A 17,485-nucleotide genomic window follows, 5' to 3' on the forward strand; every position below is an offset into this window, starting at 1 on the left:
CGATTCGGCAACAGGAGAGACGTGACAAGACTAGATCAGGCTGGGAATGATAGTCCGCCAAGCGGACCTACGACCTGAGATGCCGGCGTATCGACGTTGATCCGTCTCAAGTTTTCGATGCCAAGATGAAGACCCGGCGAGAACTCAAGAATGGAACCAACGGTCGTTTTCAACGACCGTTGGCATCACGCCTCACTTCTGCGCGTCGATCAGCGGCGACCAGGTCGGGTCGGACGCATAGGACGGGGTCGGAACGGGTTGCTCGACCTTGCCGGTGATGTCGACCATGTAGAGCTTGCCGCCGGCCTGGCCGCCGGGATCGCGGAAGAACATCACGTACTGGCCGTTCGGCGCCCAGGTCGGGCCCTCGTTGTGGAAGCCCTCGGTCAGCACCCGCTCGCCGGTGCCGTCGGGCTTCATGATGCAGATCGCGAAGGAGCCCTTCCGCTGGCGGGTGAAGGCGATGTAGTCGCCCCGCGGCGACCAGGCCGGCTGCGAGGCCGAGCCGTCGCCGAAGGTCAGGCGGCGCGGGTTCGAGCCGTCGGCGCCCATGACGTAGACCTGCTGCTGGCCGCCGCGATCGGATTCGAACACGATCTCGCGCCCGTCCGGCGAGAAGGACGGCGAGGTGTCGATGGCGTTGGCGTTGGTGATCCGGGTCTGGGCCTTGGAGGCGAGGTCCATCACGTAGATGCTGGCATTGCCGCCGTCCTGGTCGCTCATCACCAGGCGGCGCCCGTCCGGCGAGAAGCGCGGGCTGGTGCTCATCTCGGCATTGGTCGGGATCACCTGCCGGGCACCGGTCGACAGGTTGATCACCTGCACCCGCGGCTGCTGGCCGGTGACCTGCGCCATGTAGGTGATGTCCTGCGTCGAGGGCGAGTAGCGCGGCGCCACCACCGAGGCCTCGCCGCTGGTGAGGTAGCGCACGTTGGCGCCGTCCTGGTCCATGATGGCGAGGCGCTTGCGGCGGTGCTCCTTCGAGCCGGATTCGTCGACGAAGGCGACGCGGGTGTCGAAGAAGCCGCCGATGCCAGTGATGTTGGTGTAGACCGCGTCCGAGATCAGGTGGCCCATCCGGCGCGCATTGGCGCCGTCGCCGGCATATTGCTGACCGATCATCTGCTGGCCGGAGAGCACGTCCCAGAGCCGGAACTCGGCCTTCAGCCGGCCCGATCCGTCGCGAGTGACCCGGCCGGTGACCAGGCCCTGCACCCCGGTATCCTTCCAGGCGGAGAAATTCGGGGCCGCGTCGAAGTTCGGGTTCTCGGGGAAGCGGGCCTTCTCGACCGGCGTGAAGTAGCCCGAGCGCTTCAGGTTGCTGGTCACGATGCCCGACAGGGTCGGGCCGAGGCTCGGATCGCCCGAGAAGTCGGCGATGGCGATCGGCATCGGCTGGAAGGCGCCGCCGGGGCCGATGCGCAGGTTGAGCTGCGCCTGCGCGGGCGATGTCAGCCCCGAGACCAAGCCGGCGGCGAGGCACAACCACAGGAACGCGGCGAGCGCGGAACGCAATCGCGAGGGGGAATGCATGGAGAGGTCGTCCATCGTGGGGTGAGGCAGGCGGCCGGGGGCTGTTTCAAGCCCGCGGCAGCTCGAACTCCGCGTTGATGATCCGCCAGTCGTTGTAGAACGGGGCGAACTGGGACGGGATGCGGAAGGGCGCGCAGCGCCGCACCGCCCGCACCGCGGCTTCGGCGATCGAGCGATCGACCGTGCTGCCGCCGGCGCGCAGGATGCGCGGATCGGTGGTGAGCGAGCCGTCGGGGTTCAGGCGGATGTCGAGCTGCGGCAGCACGATCCCCTGCGCGGCGCCGGGCGGCGCCGAGTAGCAGCGCTCGATCTGCTGCTGCAGCAGCCCGACCAGGGCGTCGCGCTGGCTCGGGTTGAGGCGCTGCGACGTGCCGCTGGCCGCCCCCAAAGCCGCGGTGCGCTGCACCTCGCGACCGGTGGCGCCGGTCGATTGCGACGGGCCGTGCGCCGCCAGCATGTCGCGGATCGAGCCGGAATTGAACTTGGCGGCGAGCTCGGCCTGGTGCCGGGCCTTGGCCTCGGCAGCCGCCTTGGCCTTCGCCTCGGCCACGGCCTTGGCTTTCGCAGCCGCCTCAGCCTTCGCCTTGGCCTCCGCGGCGGCGTGAGCCTTGGCTTCGGCCTCCGCCTTGGCTTGCGCCTTCGCCTCGGCTTCGGCCTGGGCCTTCGCTTCCGCCTCGGCTTTGCGCGCTTCGGCTTCGGCCTTGGCCTCGGCGCGCGCCTTCGCCTCGGCCTTGGCCCTGGCGTCGGCGACCGCCTTGGCCTTCGCCTCGGCTTCCGCCTTGGCTTCCGCCTCTGCTTCCGCCTTGGCTTCTGCCTTTGCCTTCGCCTCGGCCTCCGCACGCGCCTTGGCCTCGGCGCGTGCCTTCGCGGCGGTTTTCTCGGCAGCGGCCTTCTCGGCCGCAGCCTTGGCCTCGGCCAGTTCCTCGCGCCGGATCGCCTCGGCTTCCGCCTTCTCGGCCGCAGCTTTCTCGGCGGTCGCCTTCGCGGCGGCAACGGCGGCCTTCTCGGCTGCGGCCCTGGCAGCCGCCTTGGCTGCTTCCTTGGCGGCTTCCTTGGCGGCTTCCTTCGCTGCTTCCTTGGCCTCGCGCTCGGCTTCCGCCTTGGCCTCGGCACGCGCCTCCGCCTCCGCCTTGGCCTTCGCGGCGGCGGCGGCCGCAGCGGCCTTCTCGGCATCGGCCTTCGCGGCGTCAGCCTTGGCGGCGTCGGGCCGGGCCGGCGGCATCGGCGCGGGCTCGGGCTGCTCGAGGGCCGGGCGCAGGGGCGGCGCCGGCATCTCCTCGGCGTTGGCGACCTTGATGTCGGGCGGGCGCGTCGGCGGCGTCGGCACGTTGGCCTTGGCCTCGCCGGGATCGTTCTCCTGCTGCTTGTCGGCGACCCGGTCGGCGCGCGGGCTCTTGGCCGGAGCCTCGCCGTCGCGCTGGCCCTTGGTCAGTTCCGAAAACTGGTTCTCGGTGATGACCTCGACCGGCACGCCCTCCTCGGCCTGCGGCAGCACGTGCGAGGCGGCGGCGAACAACGCCAGCCCGATCAGCACCACGTGCGCGCCGGCCGAGACCCAGACGCCGGGCTCGGACCTGTCGAAGGGAAACGCCACCGGAGAACCCCGCCCTACTAACGCTGGTCGGGCTCGGTCACGAGGGCGACCTTCTTGAAGCCGCCGCCCGTCACGATCGCCATCACCTGGGCGACGCGGCCGTAATCGACCCGCTTGTCGCCGCGCACGAAGACCCGCTCCTCGAACCCATCCTTGGCGGTGGCCGAGAGCTTGGCGACGATCGCGTCGTCGGAGAGCTCATCCTCGCCGAGGAAGACCTGGCCGGTCTGGCGGATCGAGAGGGTGACCGGCTTCGAATCCTGGTTGAGCGGGGCGGCCTTGGTCTGCGGCAGGTCGAGGGGCACGCCCACCGTCATCATCGGCGCGGCGACCATGAAGATGATCAGGAGCACCAGCACGACGTCGATGAACGGCGTCATGTTGATCTCGTTGATCGCGCCGCCGCTCCGCCGGCCGCGCCGACGGCGCCCGCCGCCCTGTGCCGCTCCGGAGGCCATGCCCATCTGGCTCAATCCTTCTTCAAGGGTCGCGGGTCAGGCCGCGAGGGCCATGCGCTCGTCGATCTGGCGCGACAGGATGGCCGAGAACTCGTCGGCGAAGCCTTCGAGGCGGCCTTGCGCCTTGGCGACCGAGGCCTGGAGCTTGTTGTAGGCGAGCACGGCGGGGATCGCCGCGAACAGGCCGATCGCGGTGGCGAACAGGGCCTCGGCGATGCCGGGTGCCACGACCGCCAGCGAGGTGTTCTTCGAGGCGGCGATCGAGGTGAAGGCCGTCATGATGCCGAACACCGTGCCGAACAGGCCGATATACGGACCGGCCGAGCCGATCGAGGCCAGGAACAGCAGGCGCGACTCCAGCCGCTCGACCTCGCGCTGGATCGTCACGTCGAGCACCTTGTCGATGCGCTGGCCGAGGCTGCGGATCGAGCGGCCCGAGCCCTCGTAGGAGCGGCGCCACTCGCGCATCGCCGCGACGAACAGGGCGGCGAGGCCGCTGGCCGGCTTGTCGTTGTAGGCGCGGTACAGCTCCTCCAGCGGCCGGCCGGACCAGAACTCCTCCTCGAAGGCGTCCATCTCCGTCTTGGTGCGGCGGAACAGCAGCGTCTTGTCGACGATGATCGACCAGCACCAGATCGAGGAGCCGAGCAGGCCGAGCATCACCACCTTGACGACGAAATGGGCCTGCCAGAACAGACCGAACATCGTGATCTCGGCCACGGGCATCGCCTGGGCGGCATCGGCGGGATTCATGCAGTCGTCCTCGCGTCCCGGGCCGTTCGACGGCCCTCGGGCACTCCAACCGGGATCGGGGCTTTTCGTATCGTGTGTCGATCGCGCCCGAATCTGTCGAAAGTATGGGCCGAAGCTCCGGACCGGAGCGTTCCGCCGTCGCGAGTTAAGCCCCCGGCAGGGTTAAGGAATGGTGAGCATCCTCGCTCAACGTCGGGTGAGCGTGCGGCGCAGGGCCTCCGGCAGGCGCACCGCCCGCCCCTCCCGCACGCAGGCCACCACCACCTCCGCCCGCACCAGGGTCTCGTCGCCGCGGCGGACCTCCTGGTCGAGATGCATCGAGGCGCCGCGCAACTCGCGGGTCGCGGTCAGCACCGTCAGCGCATCGTCCATGCGGGCGGGCTTGAGGTAGTCGAGGCTCATCCGCCGCACCACGAAGACCAGGCCGTCGGCCTCCCGGTGCAGGTCGGACTGGTCGCCGGCGAGCCCGCGCAGCAATTCCGTGCGCCCCCGCTCCATGAAGCGCAGGTAGCTCGCGTGGTAGACGAAGCCGGAGAAGTCCGTGTCCTCGTAGTAGACGCGCACCGGCAGGGCGTGGGCGTCCGGGGGCATGGTCTCGGTCACGCGGATTCCGTCCTCTCAGTCCACAATACACGACACGGCAGGTTGCGCGGTGCGGGAACGACGGCCGAGAGCATTGGGCAGCCTGCCGTATCGTGTACCGTGCTCTCGGTGAGGTGACCGTGTCATCTCCCCAGCTCCACCACTACGATCTCCGGCGGCACCCCGAGGCGGATCGGCGCGATGCTGAGGCCCAATCCCCCGGAGATCACGAGGTCGCCCGCCTCGCGGACATGGCCGTAGGCATAGCGGCCGGGATAGCGCGAGGGCACCACCGGCGACCAGCCGAACAGCCGCACCTGCCCGCCATGGGTGTGGCCCGACAGGGTAAGCGCCACCCGGGCCGGCACCTCGGCGAAGATGTCGGGCTCGTGGGCCAAGAGGATCATCGGAGCGCCGTCCGGCACGGCCGCCAGGGTGGCGGGCAGGTCGTGCAGGCCGACCCGCCTGTGGCCGTAGCGGCGGCGGCCCGGCAGCAGGGCGAGCTGGTCCTCGAGCCCGGCGAGCCAGACCGGGCCGGCACGGGTCGCGAGCGGCACGGCCTCGTTCGACAGGACCCGGATGCCGTTGCCCGTCAGCGCCGTGCCGGCGATGGTCGGTCCGGCGCCGCGCTTCTGGGCGTCCTTGTCCTCCCACCAATCGTGGTTGCCGAGCACCGCGTAGACGCCGAGAGGCGCCGCGAGCCGGCCCAGGACCGGCGCCCATTCGGCAGCCGGGACATAGCGGGTGACGTAGCGCTGGCCGGCCACGAAGTCGCCGACCAGCACCACCAGGTCGGCCTGGAGCGCGTTGGTGGCGTCGACGATGCCGGCGATGCGCTCGACGCCCATCCAGGGGTCGCAGGCATGGATGTCGGTGAGGACGGCGATGCGCAACGTCAGCGCCGCCGGCCAGGGCGCGGCGGGATTCGGCTCGATCGCGTAGCGCGTCACGACCTGCCGGAACGGCTCGATGCCGGTGGCGTAGGCGCCGGTGCCGATCCCGGAAAGCGCGACGGCGCCGGCCCCCTGGAGCACGCGGCGGCGGGTGAAGGGGCGGTACCCCCTCCCCTCCTCACGCATCCTCGTCCCCGGTGAACAGGCCGAACTGCACCGTCGCGTCGCGGTTCGGCTCCGGCAGGCCGAGATGGCGGAAGGCGTGGGCCGTCAGCACCCGGCCCCGCGGCGTGCGCTGCACGAAGCCCTTCTGGATCAGGTAGGGCTCGATGATCTCCTCGATCGCGTCGCGCGGCTCGGAGAGCGCCGCCGCGATCGTCTCGACCCCGACCGGCCCGCCGTTGAACGAATGGGCGATGATGCTGAGGTACTTCCGGTCCATCGTGTCGAGGCCGGCGGGATCGACGTCGAGGAGCCGGAGCGCCCGGTCGGCGATGGCCCGGGTGATGGTCGGGGCGTCCTCCACGATGGCGAAGTCGCGCACCCGCCGCAGGAGCCGCCCGGCGATGCGGGGCGTGCCCCGCGCGCGCTTGGCGATCTCGTTGGCGCCGTCCGGCGCCATGCCGATGCCGAGCACCCGGGCGCCGCGGCTGACGATCAGTTCGAGTTCGTCGATGTCGTAGAATTCGAGCCGGACCGGAATGCCGAACCGGTCGCGCAAGGGGGTGGTGAGGAGCCCCGCCCTTGTGGTGGCGGCCACCAGCGTGAACTTGGGCAATTCGATCTTCACCGAGCGGGCGGCCGGGCCCTCGCCGATGATGAGGTCCAGCTGGTAATCCTCCATCGCCGGATAGAGGATCTCCTCCACCGCCGGGTTGAGGCGGTGGATCTCGTCGATGAACAGGACGTCGCGCTCTTCGAGATTGGTGAGCTGCGCGGCGAGGTCGCCGGCCTTGGCGATCACCGGGCCGGAGGTCGAGCGGAAGTTCACCCCGAGTTCGCGGGCGACGATCTGCGCCAGCGTGGTCTTGCCGAGACCGGGAGGCCCGACGAACAGCACGTGGTCGAGGGCCTGGCCGGTCTTCTTGGCGGCGTCGATGAACACCTGGAGGTTGGCGCGCGCCGCTTTCTGGCCGGTGAAATCGGCGAGGCTGAGCGGCCGGATCGAGGCGTCGGGGTCGTCCTCGCGGCGCTCGGGGGTGAGGAGGGCTTTGGACTTGCTCAAGCGGGACCTGACGGCGTGTGTCTTCGCGGCGCGAGGCCGGCGGCGCCCGCGTCCCGGATGTAATCGCTGGGTTCTGTCGCACAACGCGACCGATCGCGCTACGCTGCGGCGCACCCCATCAGGAGACCCGCCCCGTGACGACGATCGAGCCCGCGGCGCTTCGGCAGGCACCGCCCCGGCCCGTCACCCTGGCCGAGGCCCTCCCGGTCTGGCTGCGGGTCGCCGCCCTGTCCTTCGGCGGGCCGGCCGGGCAGATCGCCGTGATGCATCGGGTCCTGGTCGAGGAGCGGCGCTGGATCTCCGAGAACCGCTTCCTGCATGCCCTCAATTTCTGCACGCTCCTGCCCGGCCCGGAGGCGCAGCAGCTCGCGACCTATGTCGGCTGGCTGATGCACGGGCCCCGGGGCGGCCTTCTCGCCGGCGGGCTGTTCGTGCTGCCGGGGCTTCTCGCCATCATGGCCCTGAGCTGGATCTACGTCCTCTACGGGCAGGCCGGCCCGGTCGCCGGGCTGTTCTTCGGCCTCAAGGCGGCGGTGCTCGCCATCGTGATCGAGGCGGTGCAGCGCATCGGCCGCCGCGCCCTGCGCGGCCGGGTGATGGCCGGGCTCGCCGCTGCCGCTTTCGTAGGCATCTTTTTTCTCGACGTGCCGTTCCCGCTCATCGTCGTGGCGGCGGGCCTCGTCGGGTTCCTCGGCGGCCGGGCCGGGCATCCGGATTTCCGCCCCGGCGGGGGGCATGCGGCGGGGGCGACCGACGGTCCCTACCTGTTCGGCGACGACGCCCTGCCGCGCGAGCGGGCAGCCTGGCGCGACAGCCTCGCGACCCTGCTCGTCTGGGCGGCGATCTGGCTCGTGCCCGTCGCCGGGCTCCTCCTGGTCCTCGGGCCGGGCGACGTCTTCTCGCGGATCGCGGTGTTCTTCTCCAAGATGGCGCTGGTGACCTTCGGCGGCGCCTACGCGGCGCTGGCCTACGTGGCGCAGGCGGCGGTGGAGCAGTATGGCTGGATGCGGCCCGGCGAGATGCTCGACGGGCTCGGCATGGCCGAGACCACGCCCGGGCCGCTGATCATGGTGACGCAGTTCGTCGGCTTCCTCGCCGCCTTCCGGGCGCCCGGCACGCTGCCGCCGCTCGTCGCCGGCACGCTGGGCGGGCTGCTCACCACCTGGGTCACCTTCGCGCCGTGCTTCCTGTGGATCTTCGTCGGCGCTCCTTACGTCGAGCGCCTGCGCGGCAACCGGGCGCTCGCCGGTGCCCTTTCGGCGATCACCGCGGCGGTGGTCGGCGTGATCCTGAACCTCGCAGTCTGGTTCGCGCTCCACACGCTGTTTCGGAGCCTGCGCCCGGTGGCCTTCGGGCCGGTGAGGTTCGACGTACCGGTGCTGACCAGCGTCGATCCCTTCGCGCTGGCCCTGGCGCTCGCCGCGGCCGTCGCAGTGTTCCGCTTCCGGGTCGGAATGATCCCGGTGCTCGGGGCTTGTGCGGCGGCGGGGGTGGGCTTGCGGCTGGCGGGTCTGATCTGACGGCGCGGATCGTCGCGCGAACAGGTCCGGCACTTCGTGCCACGCCGCACAGGGTCATCCCGGGCCTCGCCGCAGGCGAGAGCCCGGGAGCCGGAACCGCAGGCGGTGCCGGACGAGGCGGAACGCATCCCGCTCCATTCCGGATATCCTGCGATTCTGGATACCGGGCCCCGTTTCGCGACCCCGGAACGACGAGACGGGTTTGAATCACGGTCGTGAAACCGAAGAACGTCTTCAAAACTCCGAAACGGCAAAACTCCGAAACGTCAAAACTCCATGTCCAGCTCCTCGATCTCCTCCGGCTCGTCGGCCGCCGCGGCGATCCAGTCGCGCATCAGGTCCCAGTCCATGATCGTGTCGCGGTAGGCGGCGCAATCGGGCGGCAGGGCGACGCCGTAGGTAACGAAGCGGGTACAGACGGGGGCGTACATCGCATCCGCCACCACCGGCCGCTCGCCGAACAGGAACGGCCCGCCATGAGCTTTCAGCGCCTCCTGCCAGATCTCGATCACCCGGGCGATGTCGGCCTGGGCGCCGCCCCAGACCGTGAAGTCGGCGTAGCGGGCGCGCAGGTTCATCGGCAGGGCCGAGCGCAGGTTGATGAAGCCGCCATGCATCTCGCCCGAGATCGAGCGCGACCAGGACCGGGTGGCGAGGTCGTCGGGCAGGAGGCCGGCCTGCGGCCGGACCTCGGTGAGGTACTGGGCGATGGCGAGCACGTCCCAGACCCGCACCGCCCCGTGGGTCAGCCGCGGCACCAGGAACGAGGGCGTGAGGTGCAGGAGTTCGGCCCGGCTCGCCGGGTCGCCGGACAGGACCTCCAGGTCGAGGTCGAGCCCCGCCATGCGGCAGAGCAGCCAGCCCCGCAGCGACCAGGACGAATAGTTGCGGCTTGAGATCGTCAGCGTCGCCTCGGCCATCCCGTCCTCCCCGGCCGGCAGCGCGGCCCGTCTTCCCCTGGGTTTGCGCCCTCGCGATCCAAGACTCGTGCCGCCGGGAGACGGCCCGGGGTCGTTCGGGCGCAATCTTCGCACAAGTCGGCCGAAGCAGACTCGGCCGCGTGCGAAATCGATTTGGCACGAGGGTCGCATCTCGCCGGGATCGAGGACGGCTGCCGTCGCGTTCCGCCGAAAGTCCGGTCGCGGCAGGACGAAGCCGTGCCTTACGCTTGCCGGCGGGCCGCATCCAGCGCGTGTCCGTGAGGGAGTGCCCGGGCCGATGCTCTATGATGCCTTCGAGGTCCAGTCGGACATCGCCAGCGCCACCCGCGCCTGGGGCCGCGTGCTCCACGACGGCACGTCGCCCTGGATCCGGGCCGGCTACGGCGCGCCGGCGACCTGGGTCTCGGCCGCGGCCCGGATGATGATGCGGGCCGGCCTCACCCATGCCCGGCCCTCCTACGGGATCGACGCGGTGCGGGTCGGCAACCGCGAGGTGTCGGTGACCGAGGAGCCGGTGCTCTCGACCCCCTTCGGCACCCTGCTGCGCTTCCGCAAGGACGTCGTCCGCGAGCAGCCGCGGGTGCTGGTTGTCGCACCCCTGTCGGGTCATTTCGGCACGCTCCTGCGCGGGACCGTGCGCACCCTCCTCAGCGACCACGACGTCTACATCACCGACTGGCACAATGCCCGCGACGTGCCGCTGAGCGCCGGCCGCTTCGGCTTCGACGATTACGTCGCCCACCTGATGCAGTTCCTGGAGACGATCGGCGAGGGCGCCCACATCGTCGCGGTGTGCCAGCCCTGCGTGCAGGCGCTCGCCGCGGCGGCGGTGATGGCCGAGAGCCGCAACGCGGCGCATCCGGCGAGCATGACCCTGATGGCCGGCCCGGTCGACACCCGGGTCAACCCGACCAAGGTGAACGAGCTCGCCACCTCCCGCCCGATCGCGTGGTTCGAGCGCAACCTGATCGCCACCGTGCCGCGCCGCCATGCCGGGGCCGGGCGCCGGGTCTATCCGGGCTTCATGCAGGTCGGCGCCTTCATGTCGATGAACGCCGCGCGCCACATGCACGGCCATCTCGACCTCTACTGGCACCTCGCCGAGGGCGAGGGCGCCCAGGCGAAGGAGGCCCAGGCCAAGGCGGCACAGATCGAGACCTTCTACGACGAGTATTTCGCGGTGCTCGACCTCGCGGCGGAATTCTATCTCGAGACGGTCAAGACCGTGTTCCAGGACGCGACCCTGGCGCGGAACGCGCTGACCTTCCGCGGCAATCCCATCGACACACGGGCGATCCGCAGGACCGCCCTGATGACGGTCGAGGGCGAGCGCGACGACATCTGCTCCGTCGGCCAGACGGTGGCGGCGCACGACCTCTGCAGCGGCCTGAAACCCTTCCGCAAGCGCCACCACCTGCAGCCCGGCGTCGGCCATTACGGCGTCTTCTCCGGCCGCAAGTGGGAGGCGCAGACCTACCCGCAGGTGCGCAGCTTCATCCAGGCCAACGCTTGATTGCGCCAAGCCGTCGCCTAGATGCGGCGGCATCCCGGCCGGAGGCCCCGACACCGAGGCCCGTTCGAGGCCCGCAGCCGCTCAAATTTCGGTCAGGCGGCCACTCCCCGGTTGGAAGTCGTAGCGGAGTGGTGTAAGGCCGCGATCAGGCGCATACCGTGCGCCGACAGCTTGCGCCGGGCTCCGGTGCGACCGCGATGCGATCTAGGCCCCTCCCGGTCCTTCCAGGTCCGGGGCGTGGGGTGCATTTCGGTTTGCCGGGCAGGCAGCCATCCGGGCGCGTTCCGCGCAAGGTCGGCCACGATTTCGGATTTAGACAAGAGGACATACACCCTTGCAGGTACTCGTTCGGGACAACAACGTCGATCAGGCTCTCCGCGTCCTCAAGAAGAAGATGCAGCGCGAGGGCATCTTCCGCGAGATGAAGCAGCGCAAGGCTTACGAGAAGCCGTCGGTGCGCAAGGCCCGCGAGAAGGCGGAGGCCGTGCGCCGCGCCCGCAAGCAGGCCCGCAAGACCGCGATCCGCGAGGGTCTGATCGCTGCGCCGAAGCCCAAGCCCCGCGTCGGCGCTCCCCGCCGTCCCGGCATGGCCCCGTCGGCCCCGGCCCCGGCCGCCGCTCCGGCCGCCAACGCGTAAGCACCCGGCTGAGCCCCGTCCGCACGTGCGGCGGGGCCCATCCCGAATCGTCGAGCCCGACGCCGCGAGGCGTACGGGCTCTTCGCGTTTGGTCAGGCCGCGGCGCCGGTGGCCGCGCGCTCGGCCTCGACCAGCACGTCGAGGGGCCGCCAGGGCTTCTGCATGTAGACGGCATGGTCCGGCACGGCCTTCGCCGCCCCCGGCCGCGATGTCACCACCAGCCGCACGTCCGGCCAGTCCCGCTCGACGGTACGGGCCAGGGCGGCACCGTCCATCTCGCCGGAGAGCTGCATCTCCGTGAACAGCAGCGCGACCTCGGAGCCGTGCTCGCGCATCACCGCCAGGGCGCCGGCGGCGCTGTCGCAGGTGATGACCGCGAGGTCGGTCTCCTCCAGGATCGCCGCGGCGAAGTCCCTTACGGATTCATCGTCCTCCACCACGACGGCGATCGGCGCGGTGGGTGCTGCTCTGCCCATGAAGCCTCCTGTCAGTCTTCGACTGTTGGTGTCTGAATGCCCGGGTCCTCGTGAATGCTCGGGACGAATGCTGATCGACCGGCCGCCCGACGAATCGCGCCATCGCCTCCCGGGCGGGGACGAGGAGAACCGACGGAACGGGGATCGGGCCCGGCGTGACACGCCAACCGGGGAACGCGGACGCAAGCCGGCTACGCGAACACGCCTGCGTGAGCATCAACGACTCAATGCTGACATTGATCCCGCCCATAGGTCTACCTTCGCGCGGCGGATGATGCGCCGCGCGCATGGCGGACCGTTCCCTTAGGCTATTGCCCGCCTGGTGGGCATGCTGCAGCGCTCCTGGCCTGCCGCGGCGCATTAACGGGCTGTTCACCGTCCTGCGCAGAATGTTACTTTTCGATGACGGCGGCGGATCAGGCACGGCCCGGAGCGGGACCGGCACACGCCGCGGGGGGTGAAGAGCCGATGTGCCGCTTCCTCGCCTACCACGGCGATCCGGTCTATCTCGACGAGCTGGTCTGTGCGCCGACCCATTCCCTCGTGCACCAGTCGCTGCACGCAGCGGAGGCCCAGACCGAGACCAACGGCGACGGGTTCGGCATCGGCTGGTACGGCGAGCGGCCGGAGCCGGGCCTCTACCGCGACGTGCGGCCGGCCTGGTCCGACGAGAACCTGCGCAGCCTCTCCCGGCAGATCCGCGCCCGCACCTTCTTCGCCCATGTCCGGGCCTCGACCGGCACGGCGACCACGCGGGCGAACTGCCACCCCTTCTCCCACGGCCGCCACCTGTTCATGCATAACGGCCAGATCGGCGGGTACGGCCGGATCCGCCGGAGGCTCGAGGCGCTGATCCCGGACGGGCTCTACGAGGCGCGCCAGGGCTCGACCGATTCGGAGGCGCTCTTCCTGCTGGCCCTCGCGAACGGCCTCGAGCACGATCCCGTCGGCGCCATGGCGGCGAGCGTGTCGACCGCCCGCGGCCTGATGCGCGAGGCCGGCATCGACGAGCCCTTGCGCTTCACCGGCGTGCTCACCGACGGCGAGAGCCTGACCGCCTATCGCTGGGCCTGCGACGGCCGCCCGCCGAGCCTGTACTGGCGCCAGACCGGCACCGGCCTCGCCGTCGTCTCCGAGCCGATCGACGGCCTGCGCGCCGGCTGGTCCGAGGTGCCGAAGGGCGGCACGCTGCTCGCCCGCCCGGGCCAACCGGTGCGGGTGGTCGGGCCGGAGACGGAGGACCGGCGGGCGGCGGCCTGAGGACAACCTTCCGGACGATCCGGGACCGGCGGGCGCCCCGTGACGGCCTGCAGCCCGGGGAAGGCCTGCTTCATGCGCTTTCGGACGGGCCTGTCCGAGTAAGGGCCGCGCCTCCCCTCTCCAGGCGAGCCGGGCTTGCCCAGTATCGCCGTACGATCCGGGAGAGGGATCACGTGCTTCGCCGAGCCCGGAACGGACCCATCGGAACTCGCATCCGTTCTTCGCCCGATTCGCCGTCCCTCGTGGGCGAAACATCGTCGCGGCATCGACCGATCTCCGCCTCGAGCAGCGCAGACTTGCGTCGATGATATCCTTTGCAATGCGAGGCGATCACGGTCGCTCCGGAGAGCCGGTGTCCATCCAGGCCGCACGCCCCCGCGACCTATGGATCGGCCCTGGCACCCCATGGACGGCATTGTGGGATCGCCAGAATAATAAATTGCTTCAGGATCGATCACGAAATCCCTCAATCTATATTTTTACAACATTATTATAAGATGCAATTGCGAGAATCGTATCAAATATATAATTGTTTTGATAAAATCAATAATCACACAAGCATCATTGTTGTCACCTAATTTCCCCCCTCAGATCTGAAATTCTCCTTGCGTCGTCCGGTGCAAGCGCCCAGAGATACGGGTGGCAAGGCATCGCCGAGCGCAAGGCCTTCCCGGGAAGCAAGACTCTCCCAGGGAGATGGCGAGACACGGCCTCAGGCGTGCGGCTCCGACGATGCGGGGCGTCCCGCATCCTTTCTCGGGACGGGCAGGTCGGGCGACGTGAGGCGGCGCGTATTTCTCGCGGCTCTGGGCACACATGGCGATATCCTGCCGATGATCGCCATCGCGGCGGCGCTCCAGGAACGGGGATACCGGGTGCAGGTCGCGGCGCCGGGACCGTACTGGCCGCTGGCGGATCGCGCCGGCCTCGCCTTCCACCCCCTCGGCACGCCGGGCGATTTCGCCCGGGCTGTCGCCCAGCCGGCCCTGTGGCGGCCGGTCCGCGGCGCGAGGGCGATGCTCGCCGCCGTCGCGGAGGCGACCGAGCCGACCTATCGCTGGCTGGAGGCGGAGGCGACGCCCGCCGACCTCGTCGTCGCCTCGACCCTGGCGCTGGGTGCCCGCGTGGCGCAGGAGCGCCTCGGCCTGTCCCTCACCACCCTTCACCTGATGCCGATGCTGCTCGAGAGCCGCCTCGCCCCGCCCCGCCTGCCGGGTCTGCCGCTCCCCCGCCTGATGCCGGCGCGCTGGCGCCACGCCCTCGGCCGCGGCGCCGATCGCTTCGTCCTCGGCCCCGCCGCGCTGCCGCCGCTCAATGCCTTCCGGGCCGGCCTGGGCCTCGACCCGGTCAAGCGCCTGCGCCACTGGTGGCACAGCCCCGAGCGGGTCCTGCTCGCGGTGCCCGACTGGTACGCCCCGCCCCAGCCCGACTGGCCGGCCCAGGTGACGCAGACCGGGTTTCCCCTCGCCGACACCTTCGGCGATGCCGGGGACCTCGCGTCCGATCTCGCCGCCTTCCTGCGCGACGGTCCGCCGCCGCTGGTCTTCACCTACGGCTCGGCGATGGCGGGCGCGCAACGCTTCTTCGCCACCGCCGTCGAGATCTGCCGGCTCACCGGGCGCCGCGGCCTCCTCCTCGCCGGCCGGGCCGGGGAGATCCCCGTCGACCTGCCGCCGGGCATCCTGCACGTGCCTTATGCCCCCTTGAGCCGGCTGCTGCCGGCCTGCGCGGCCCTGGTCCACCATGGCGGGGTCGGCACGGTGGCGCAGGCTCTGGCGGCGGGCTGCCCGCAGCTGATCGTGCCGGTGGCCTTCGACCATGCCGACGAGGCCGAGCGGGTGGTGCGGCTCGGGGTCGGGACCTCGCTCGCGCGCTGGCGCTTCACCCCGCAGCGGGCGCGGCGGGCGGTGGAGGCGCTGCTGCACTCGCCCGCGGTGGCGGCGGCCTGCCGCGAGGTGCAGGGGCTGATGCGGGCCGAGAACGGCGTCGCCAAGGCCTGCGACGCCATTCTGGCACTGCCCTCACCCTCCCGGGGAGTGTCGTCCGCTGCCGGGGTGCCCGACGAGAGGACCGCCCCGTCCCACGACGCCGTCGCCGTACCCCCAGGACCGCCGCGGGACGGACCGGACCGTCCTGCCGACGATCCGGATTCCGGCCGGATCGTGTGCCTCTGCATGGTCGTCCGGAACGAGGCGCCGATCATCCGCGCCTGCCTCGAGAGCCTGCGCCCGCTGATCGACGCCTGGGTCGTCGTCGATACCGGCTCCACCGACGGCACGCAGGACATCGTCCGGCGGGCGCTGGCCGACCTGCCCGGCACCCTGTCCGAGCGCCCGTGGCGCGGCTTCGCCGAGACCCGCAGCGAGGCGCTGGACCTCGCCCGCCGGCACGGCCGCTACAGCCTCGTCGTCGAGGCCGGGGACCGGCTCGACGCGCCGCCGGGCTACGCGCTGCCGGCGCTGACCGCCGACGGCTACACCCTCGGCGTCGCCTCCGGAGCCTCGCTCTGCCGCCGCCTGCAGCTCCTGCGCAGCGCCTTGCCCTGGCGCTACGACGGGGCGATCCACGAATCCCTCGGCTGCGAGGAAGCCGGGACCCTCGCGCACCTGCCGGGCCCGGTCCTGCGCGCCGGCCCGGAATGGGGGCGGGCGCCGGGCACCGACCGGCTCGACCCGGTGGTGATCGCGCGCGCCCTGGCGGACGCGCCCACCCCGCTGCTGGCCGCGCGCTACACCTTCCACCTCGCCCAGCGCCATCGCGATCGCGGCGAGACGGACGCCGCGATCGCGCGGTTCCTGGAGCGGGCGGACCAGGGCTTCGCGCGCGAGGAGGTCTACGTATCGCTGCTGGAGGCCGGGCGGCATAGGCTGCTGGCCGGGCGGCCCCTGGCCGAGGTGCTGGCGCCCCTGGAGCGGGCGATGGCGCTGCGGCCCCGGCGCGCCGAGGCGCCGCACGCCGCGAGCGCCGCCTGCCGGATGCATGCCGAGCACCGGCGCGGCACCGGCTACGCCAAGGCCGCCGCCGCCATGCCGATGCCGGGGCGGGGCCTGTTCCTGGAGCGCTGGATCTACGAGTACGGCGCGCTCGACGAATACGCCATCAACGCCTACTGGTCCGGCGACGTCCGCGACAGCCTCGATGCCGGCCTGCGCGCCCTGGCCTCCGGCGCGGTGCCGGACGACCAGCGTGCGCGGTTCCTGGCGAATGCCCGCTTCGCCTTGGACCGGCTCGATCGCGGCATGGCGGCGTCGGCCAACGGCGACCACGCGCTCACGATCCCGCGTTCCCTCGATGCCGCCCTGCCCGAGCCCGAGCCCCGCGTGCTGCTGGCGATCCTGGCCGGGAACCGGGACACGGTGCTGCCGCTGTTCCTCGACTGCATCGACGCGCTCGACTATCCGAAATCGGCGATCGTGCTGTATGTGCGCATCGTCGACGGTTCCGACCGGACGCGGGACATCCTGGATGCCTGGCTCGCGCGGGTAGGCGGGGACTACGCGGCGATCGACCAGGACGGCGCCGAGGCGTGCGATCCGGCGAAGAATCTGGGTCGGGCGAAGGATCTGGGCCTGACCGCGACCACCCGGCATGGCTGCGCCTATTACTTCACGGCCGAGTGCGACAACCTCATCCGCCCGTGCACGCTGCGCAACCTCGTCGCGACGGGCCTGCCGATCGTGGCGCCGCTCCTGCGCCACGTCGAGCCGGCGCAGCTTTTCTCGAACTACCACGCGGCGGTCGACGAGGCGGGCTACTTCAAGGACGGCGACCTCTACGAGCCGGTGCTGTTCCGGCACGTGACCGGGCTGATCGAGATGCCGGTGGTCCGCTGCACCTACCTTGTGCGGGCCGACGTGATCCCGCGCCTGGGCCATACCGACGGCACGGACGCCCTCGACTACGTCATCTTCTCGCGGCGGGCCCGAGCGGCGGGCATCGTGCAGTATTTCGACAACCGGCAGATCTACGGCTACATCGCGATGGAGGACGGCGATCCGGCGCTGACCGACGAGCGCGTGCGGCAGGCGCGCCGGCTGCTGGGCCTCGAGTCCGGAACACCGGCCGCCTGACGCCTCCCTGCGGGGTCGAGATGCCCGGCC

Annotated in this window: 14 protein-coding genes; 5 read left to right on the forward strand and 9 right to left on the reverse strand. The window is 71.0% G+C overall.

Annotated features, from left to right (window positions below; translation table 11 throughout):
• Positions 1-192: 192 nt before the first annotated feature.
• The 7 genes from tolB to ruvB all read right to left on the reverse strand — a co-directional run bounded on the left by tolB (position 193) and on the right by ruvB (position 7,038).
• Entirely contained in the window at positions 193-1,533 is a 1,341-nt protein-coding gene (gene tolB / locus G4G93_RS19785; protein ID WP_165086551.1) for a Tol-Pal system beta propeller repeat protein TolB, read from the reverse strand.
• Positions 1,534-1,579: 46 nt separating this feature from the next.
• Entirely contained in the window at positions 1,580-3,064 is a 1,485-nt protein-coding gene (gene tolA / locus G4G93_RS19790; protein WP_206289901.1) for a cell envelope integrity protein TolA, read from the reverse strand.
• Positions 3,065-3,144: 80 nt separating this feature from the next.
• On the reverse strand, positions 3,145-3,591 hold the full coding sequence (locus tag G4G93_RS19795; RefSeq protein ID WP_165086553.1) for a biopolymer transporter ExbD: 447 nt from the start codon (positions 3,589-3,591) through the stop codon (positions 3,145-3,147).
• A 30-nt stretch (positions 3,592-3,621) separates the two neighbouring features.
• Complete coding sequence (gene tolQ, locus G4G93_RS19800; RefSeq protein WP_165086554.1) at positions 3,622-4,338, reverse strand: protein TolQ; 717 nt, start codon at positions 4,336-4,338, stop codon at positions 3,622-3,624.
• Positions 4,339-4,524: 186 nt separating this feature from the next.
• A complete protein-coding gene (ybgC, locus tag G4G93_RS19805) occupies positions 4,525-4,929 on the reverse strand; it encodes a tol-pal system-associated acyl-CoA thioesterase (protein WP_165086622.1) in 405 nt (134 codons plus the stop codon).
• Between the two features lie 134 nt (positions 4,930-5,063).
• Positions 5,064-5,999: a metallophosphoesterase gene (locus G4G93_RS19810; RefSeq protein WP_165086555.1), complete on the reverse strand. Its 936-nt coding sequence runs from the start codon at positions 5,997-5,999 to the stop codon at positions 5,064-5,066.
• Entirely contained in the window at positions 5,992-7,038 is a 1,047-nt protein-coding gene (gene ruvB / locus G4G93_RS19815) for a Holliday junction branch migration DNA helicase RuvB (RefSeq protein ID WP_165086556.1), read from the reverse strand. The genes G4G93_RS19810 and ruvB overlap by 8 nt, the downstream gene beginning before the upstream one ends.
• Before the next feature lie 134 nt (positions 7,039-7,172).
• Between ruvB and chrA the strand changes: the two genes are divergently transcribed.
• The gene (gene chrA / locus G4G93_RS19820) at positions 7,173-8,558 is read left to right on the forward strand and encodes a chromate efflux transporter (RefSeq protein ID WP_165086557.1); all 1,386 of its coding nucleotides are present in this window, start codon (positions 7,173-7,175) and stop codon (positions 8,556-8,558) included.
• A gap of 266 nt (positions 8,559-8,824) precedes the next feature.
• Here chrA and G4G93_RS19825 read toward each other — a convergent pair whose 3' ends face one another.
• Positions 8,825-9,478 (reverse strand): glutathione S-transferase, encoded by a 654-nt coding sequence (locus G4G93_RS19825; protein ID WP_165086558.1) that lies wholly within the window; start codon positions 9,476-9,478, stop codon positions 8,825-8,827.
• 298 nt (positions 9,479-9,776) lie between these two features.
• Here G4G93_RS19825 and G4G93_RS19830 point away from each other — a divergent pair, with 298 nt between their 5' ends.
• Together G4G93_RS19830 and rpsU are read left to right on the forward strand one after the other, a co-directional pair.
• Positions 9,777-11,012, forward strand: a complete 1,236-nt coding sequence (locus G4G93_RS19830) for a polyhydroxyalkanoate depolymerase (protein WP_165086560.1) — start codon at positions 9,777-9,779, stop codon at positions 11,010-11,012.
• A 334-nt stretch (positions 11,013-11,346) separates the two neighbouring features.
• The gene (gene rpsU, locus G4G93_RS19835) at positions 11,347-11,649 is read left to right on the forward strand and encodes a 30S ribosomal protein S21 (RefSeq protein WP_165086561.1); all 303 of its coding nucleotides are present in this window, start codon (positions 11,347-11,349) and stop codon (positions 11,647-11,649) included.
• Positions 11,650-11,741: 92 nt separating this feature from the next.
• On the opposite strand, the gene G4G93_RS19840 is transcribed toward rpsU, so the two are convergent.
• On the reverse strand, positions 11,742-12,125 hold the full coding sequence (locus tag G4G93_RS19840; RefSeq protein ID WP_165086563.1) for a response regulator: 384 nt from the start codon (positions 12,123-12,125) through the stop codon (positions 11,742-11,744).
• Between the two features lie 468 nt (positions 12,126-12,593).
• Here G4G93_RS19840 and G4G93_RS19845 point away from each other — a divergent pair, with 468 nt between their 5' ends.
• Both G4G93_RS19845 and G4G93_RS36005 read left to right on the forward strand, forming a co-directional pair.
• Positions 12,594-13,385 (forward strand): class II glutamine amidotransferase, encoded by a 792-nt coding sequence (locus tag G4G93_RS19845; RefSeq protein ID WP_165086564.1) that lies wholly within the window; start codon positions 12,594-12,596, stop codon positions 13,383-13,385.
• Between the two features lie 779 nt (positions 13,386-14,164).
• On the forward strand, positions 14,165-17,455 hold the full coding sequence (locus G4G93_RS36005; protein WP_312892133.1) for a nucleotide disphospho-sugar-binding domain-containing protein: 3,291 nt from the start codon (positions 14,165-14,167) through the stop codon (positions 17,453-17,455).
• Positions 17,456-17,485: the final 30 nt, after the last annotated feature.

This window comes from Methylobacterium sp. DB0501 (genome assembly GCF_011043735.1).
GTDB classification, from domain to species: domain Bacteria; phylum Pseudomonadota; class Alphaproteobacteria; order Rhizobiales; family Beijerinckiaceae; genus Methylobacterium; species Methylobacterium alsaeris.

Bases quoted from the DNA above. Each gene is read 5' to 3' on its own strand.
- G4G93_RS19840 (WP_165086563.1), bottom strand. From the start codon at position 12,125: ATGGGCAGAGCAGCACCCACCGCGCCGATCGCCGTCGTGGTGGAGGAC.
- G4G93_RS19795 (WP_165086553.1), bottom strand. From the start codon at position 3,591: ATGGGCATGGCCTCCGGAGCGGCACAGGGCGGCGGGCGCCGTCGGCGC.
- G4G93_RS19845 (WP_165086564.1), top strand. From the start codon at position 12,594: ATGTGCCGCTTCCTCGCCTACCACGGCGATCCGGTCTATCTCGACGAG.
- G4G93_RS19810 (WP_165086555.1), bottom strand. From the start codon at position 5,999: ATGCGTGAGGAGGGGAGGGGGTACCGCCCCTTCACCCGCCGCCGCGTG.
- tolQ (WP_165086554.1), bottom strand. From the start codon at position 4,338: ATGAATCCCGCCGATGCCGCCCAGGCGATGCCCGTGGCCGAGATCACG.
- ybgC (WP_165086622.1), bottom strand. From the start codon at position 4,929: ATGCCCCCGGACGCCCACGCCCTGCCGGTGCGCGTCTACTACGAGGAC.
- tolB (WP_165086551.1), bottom strand. From the start codon at position 1,533: ATGCATTCCCCCTCGCGATTGCGTTCCGCGCTCGCCGCGTTCCTGTGG.
- G4G93_RS19830 (WP_165086560.1), top strand. From the start codon at position 9,777: ATGCTCTATGATGCCTTCGAGGTCCAGTCGGACATCGCCAGCGCCACC.
- G4G93_RS19825 (WP_165086558.1), bottom strand. From the start codon at position 9,478: ATGGCCGAGGCGACGCTGACGATCTCAAGCCGCAACTATTCGTCCTGG.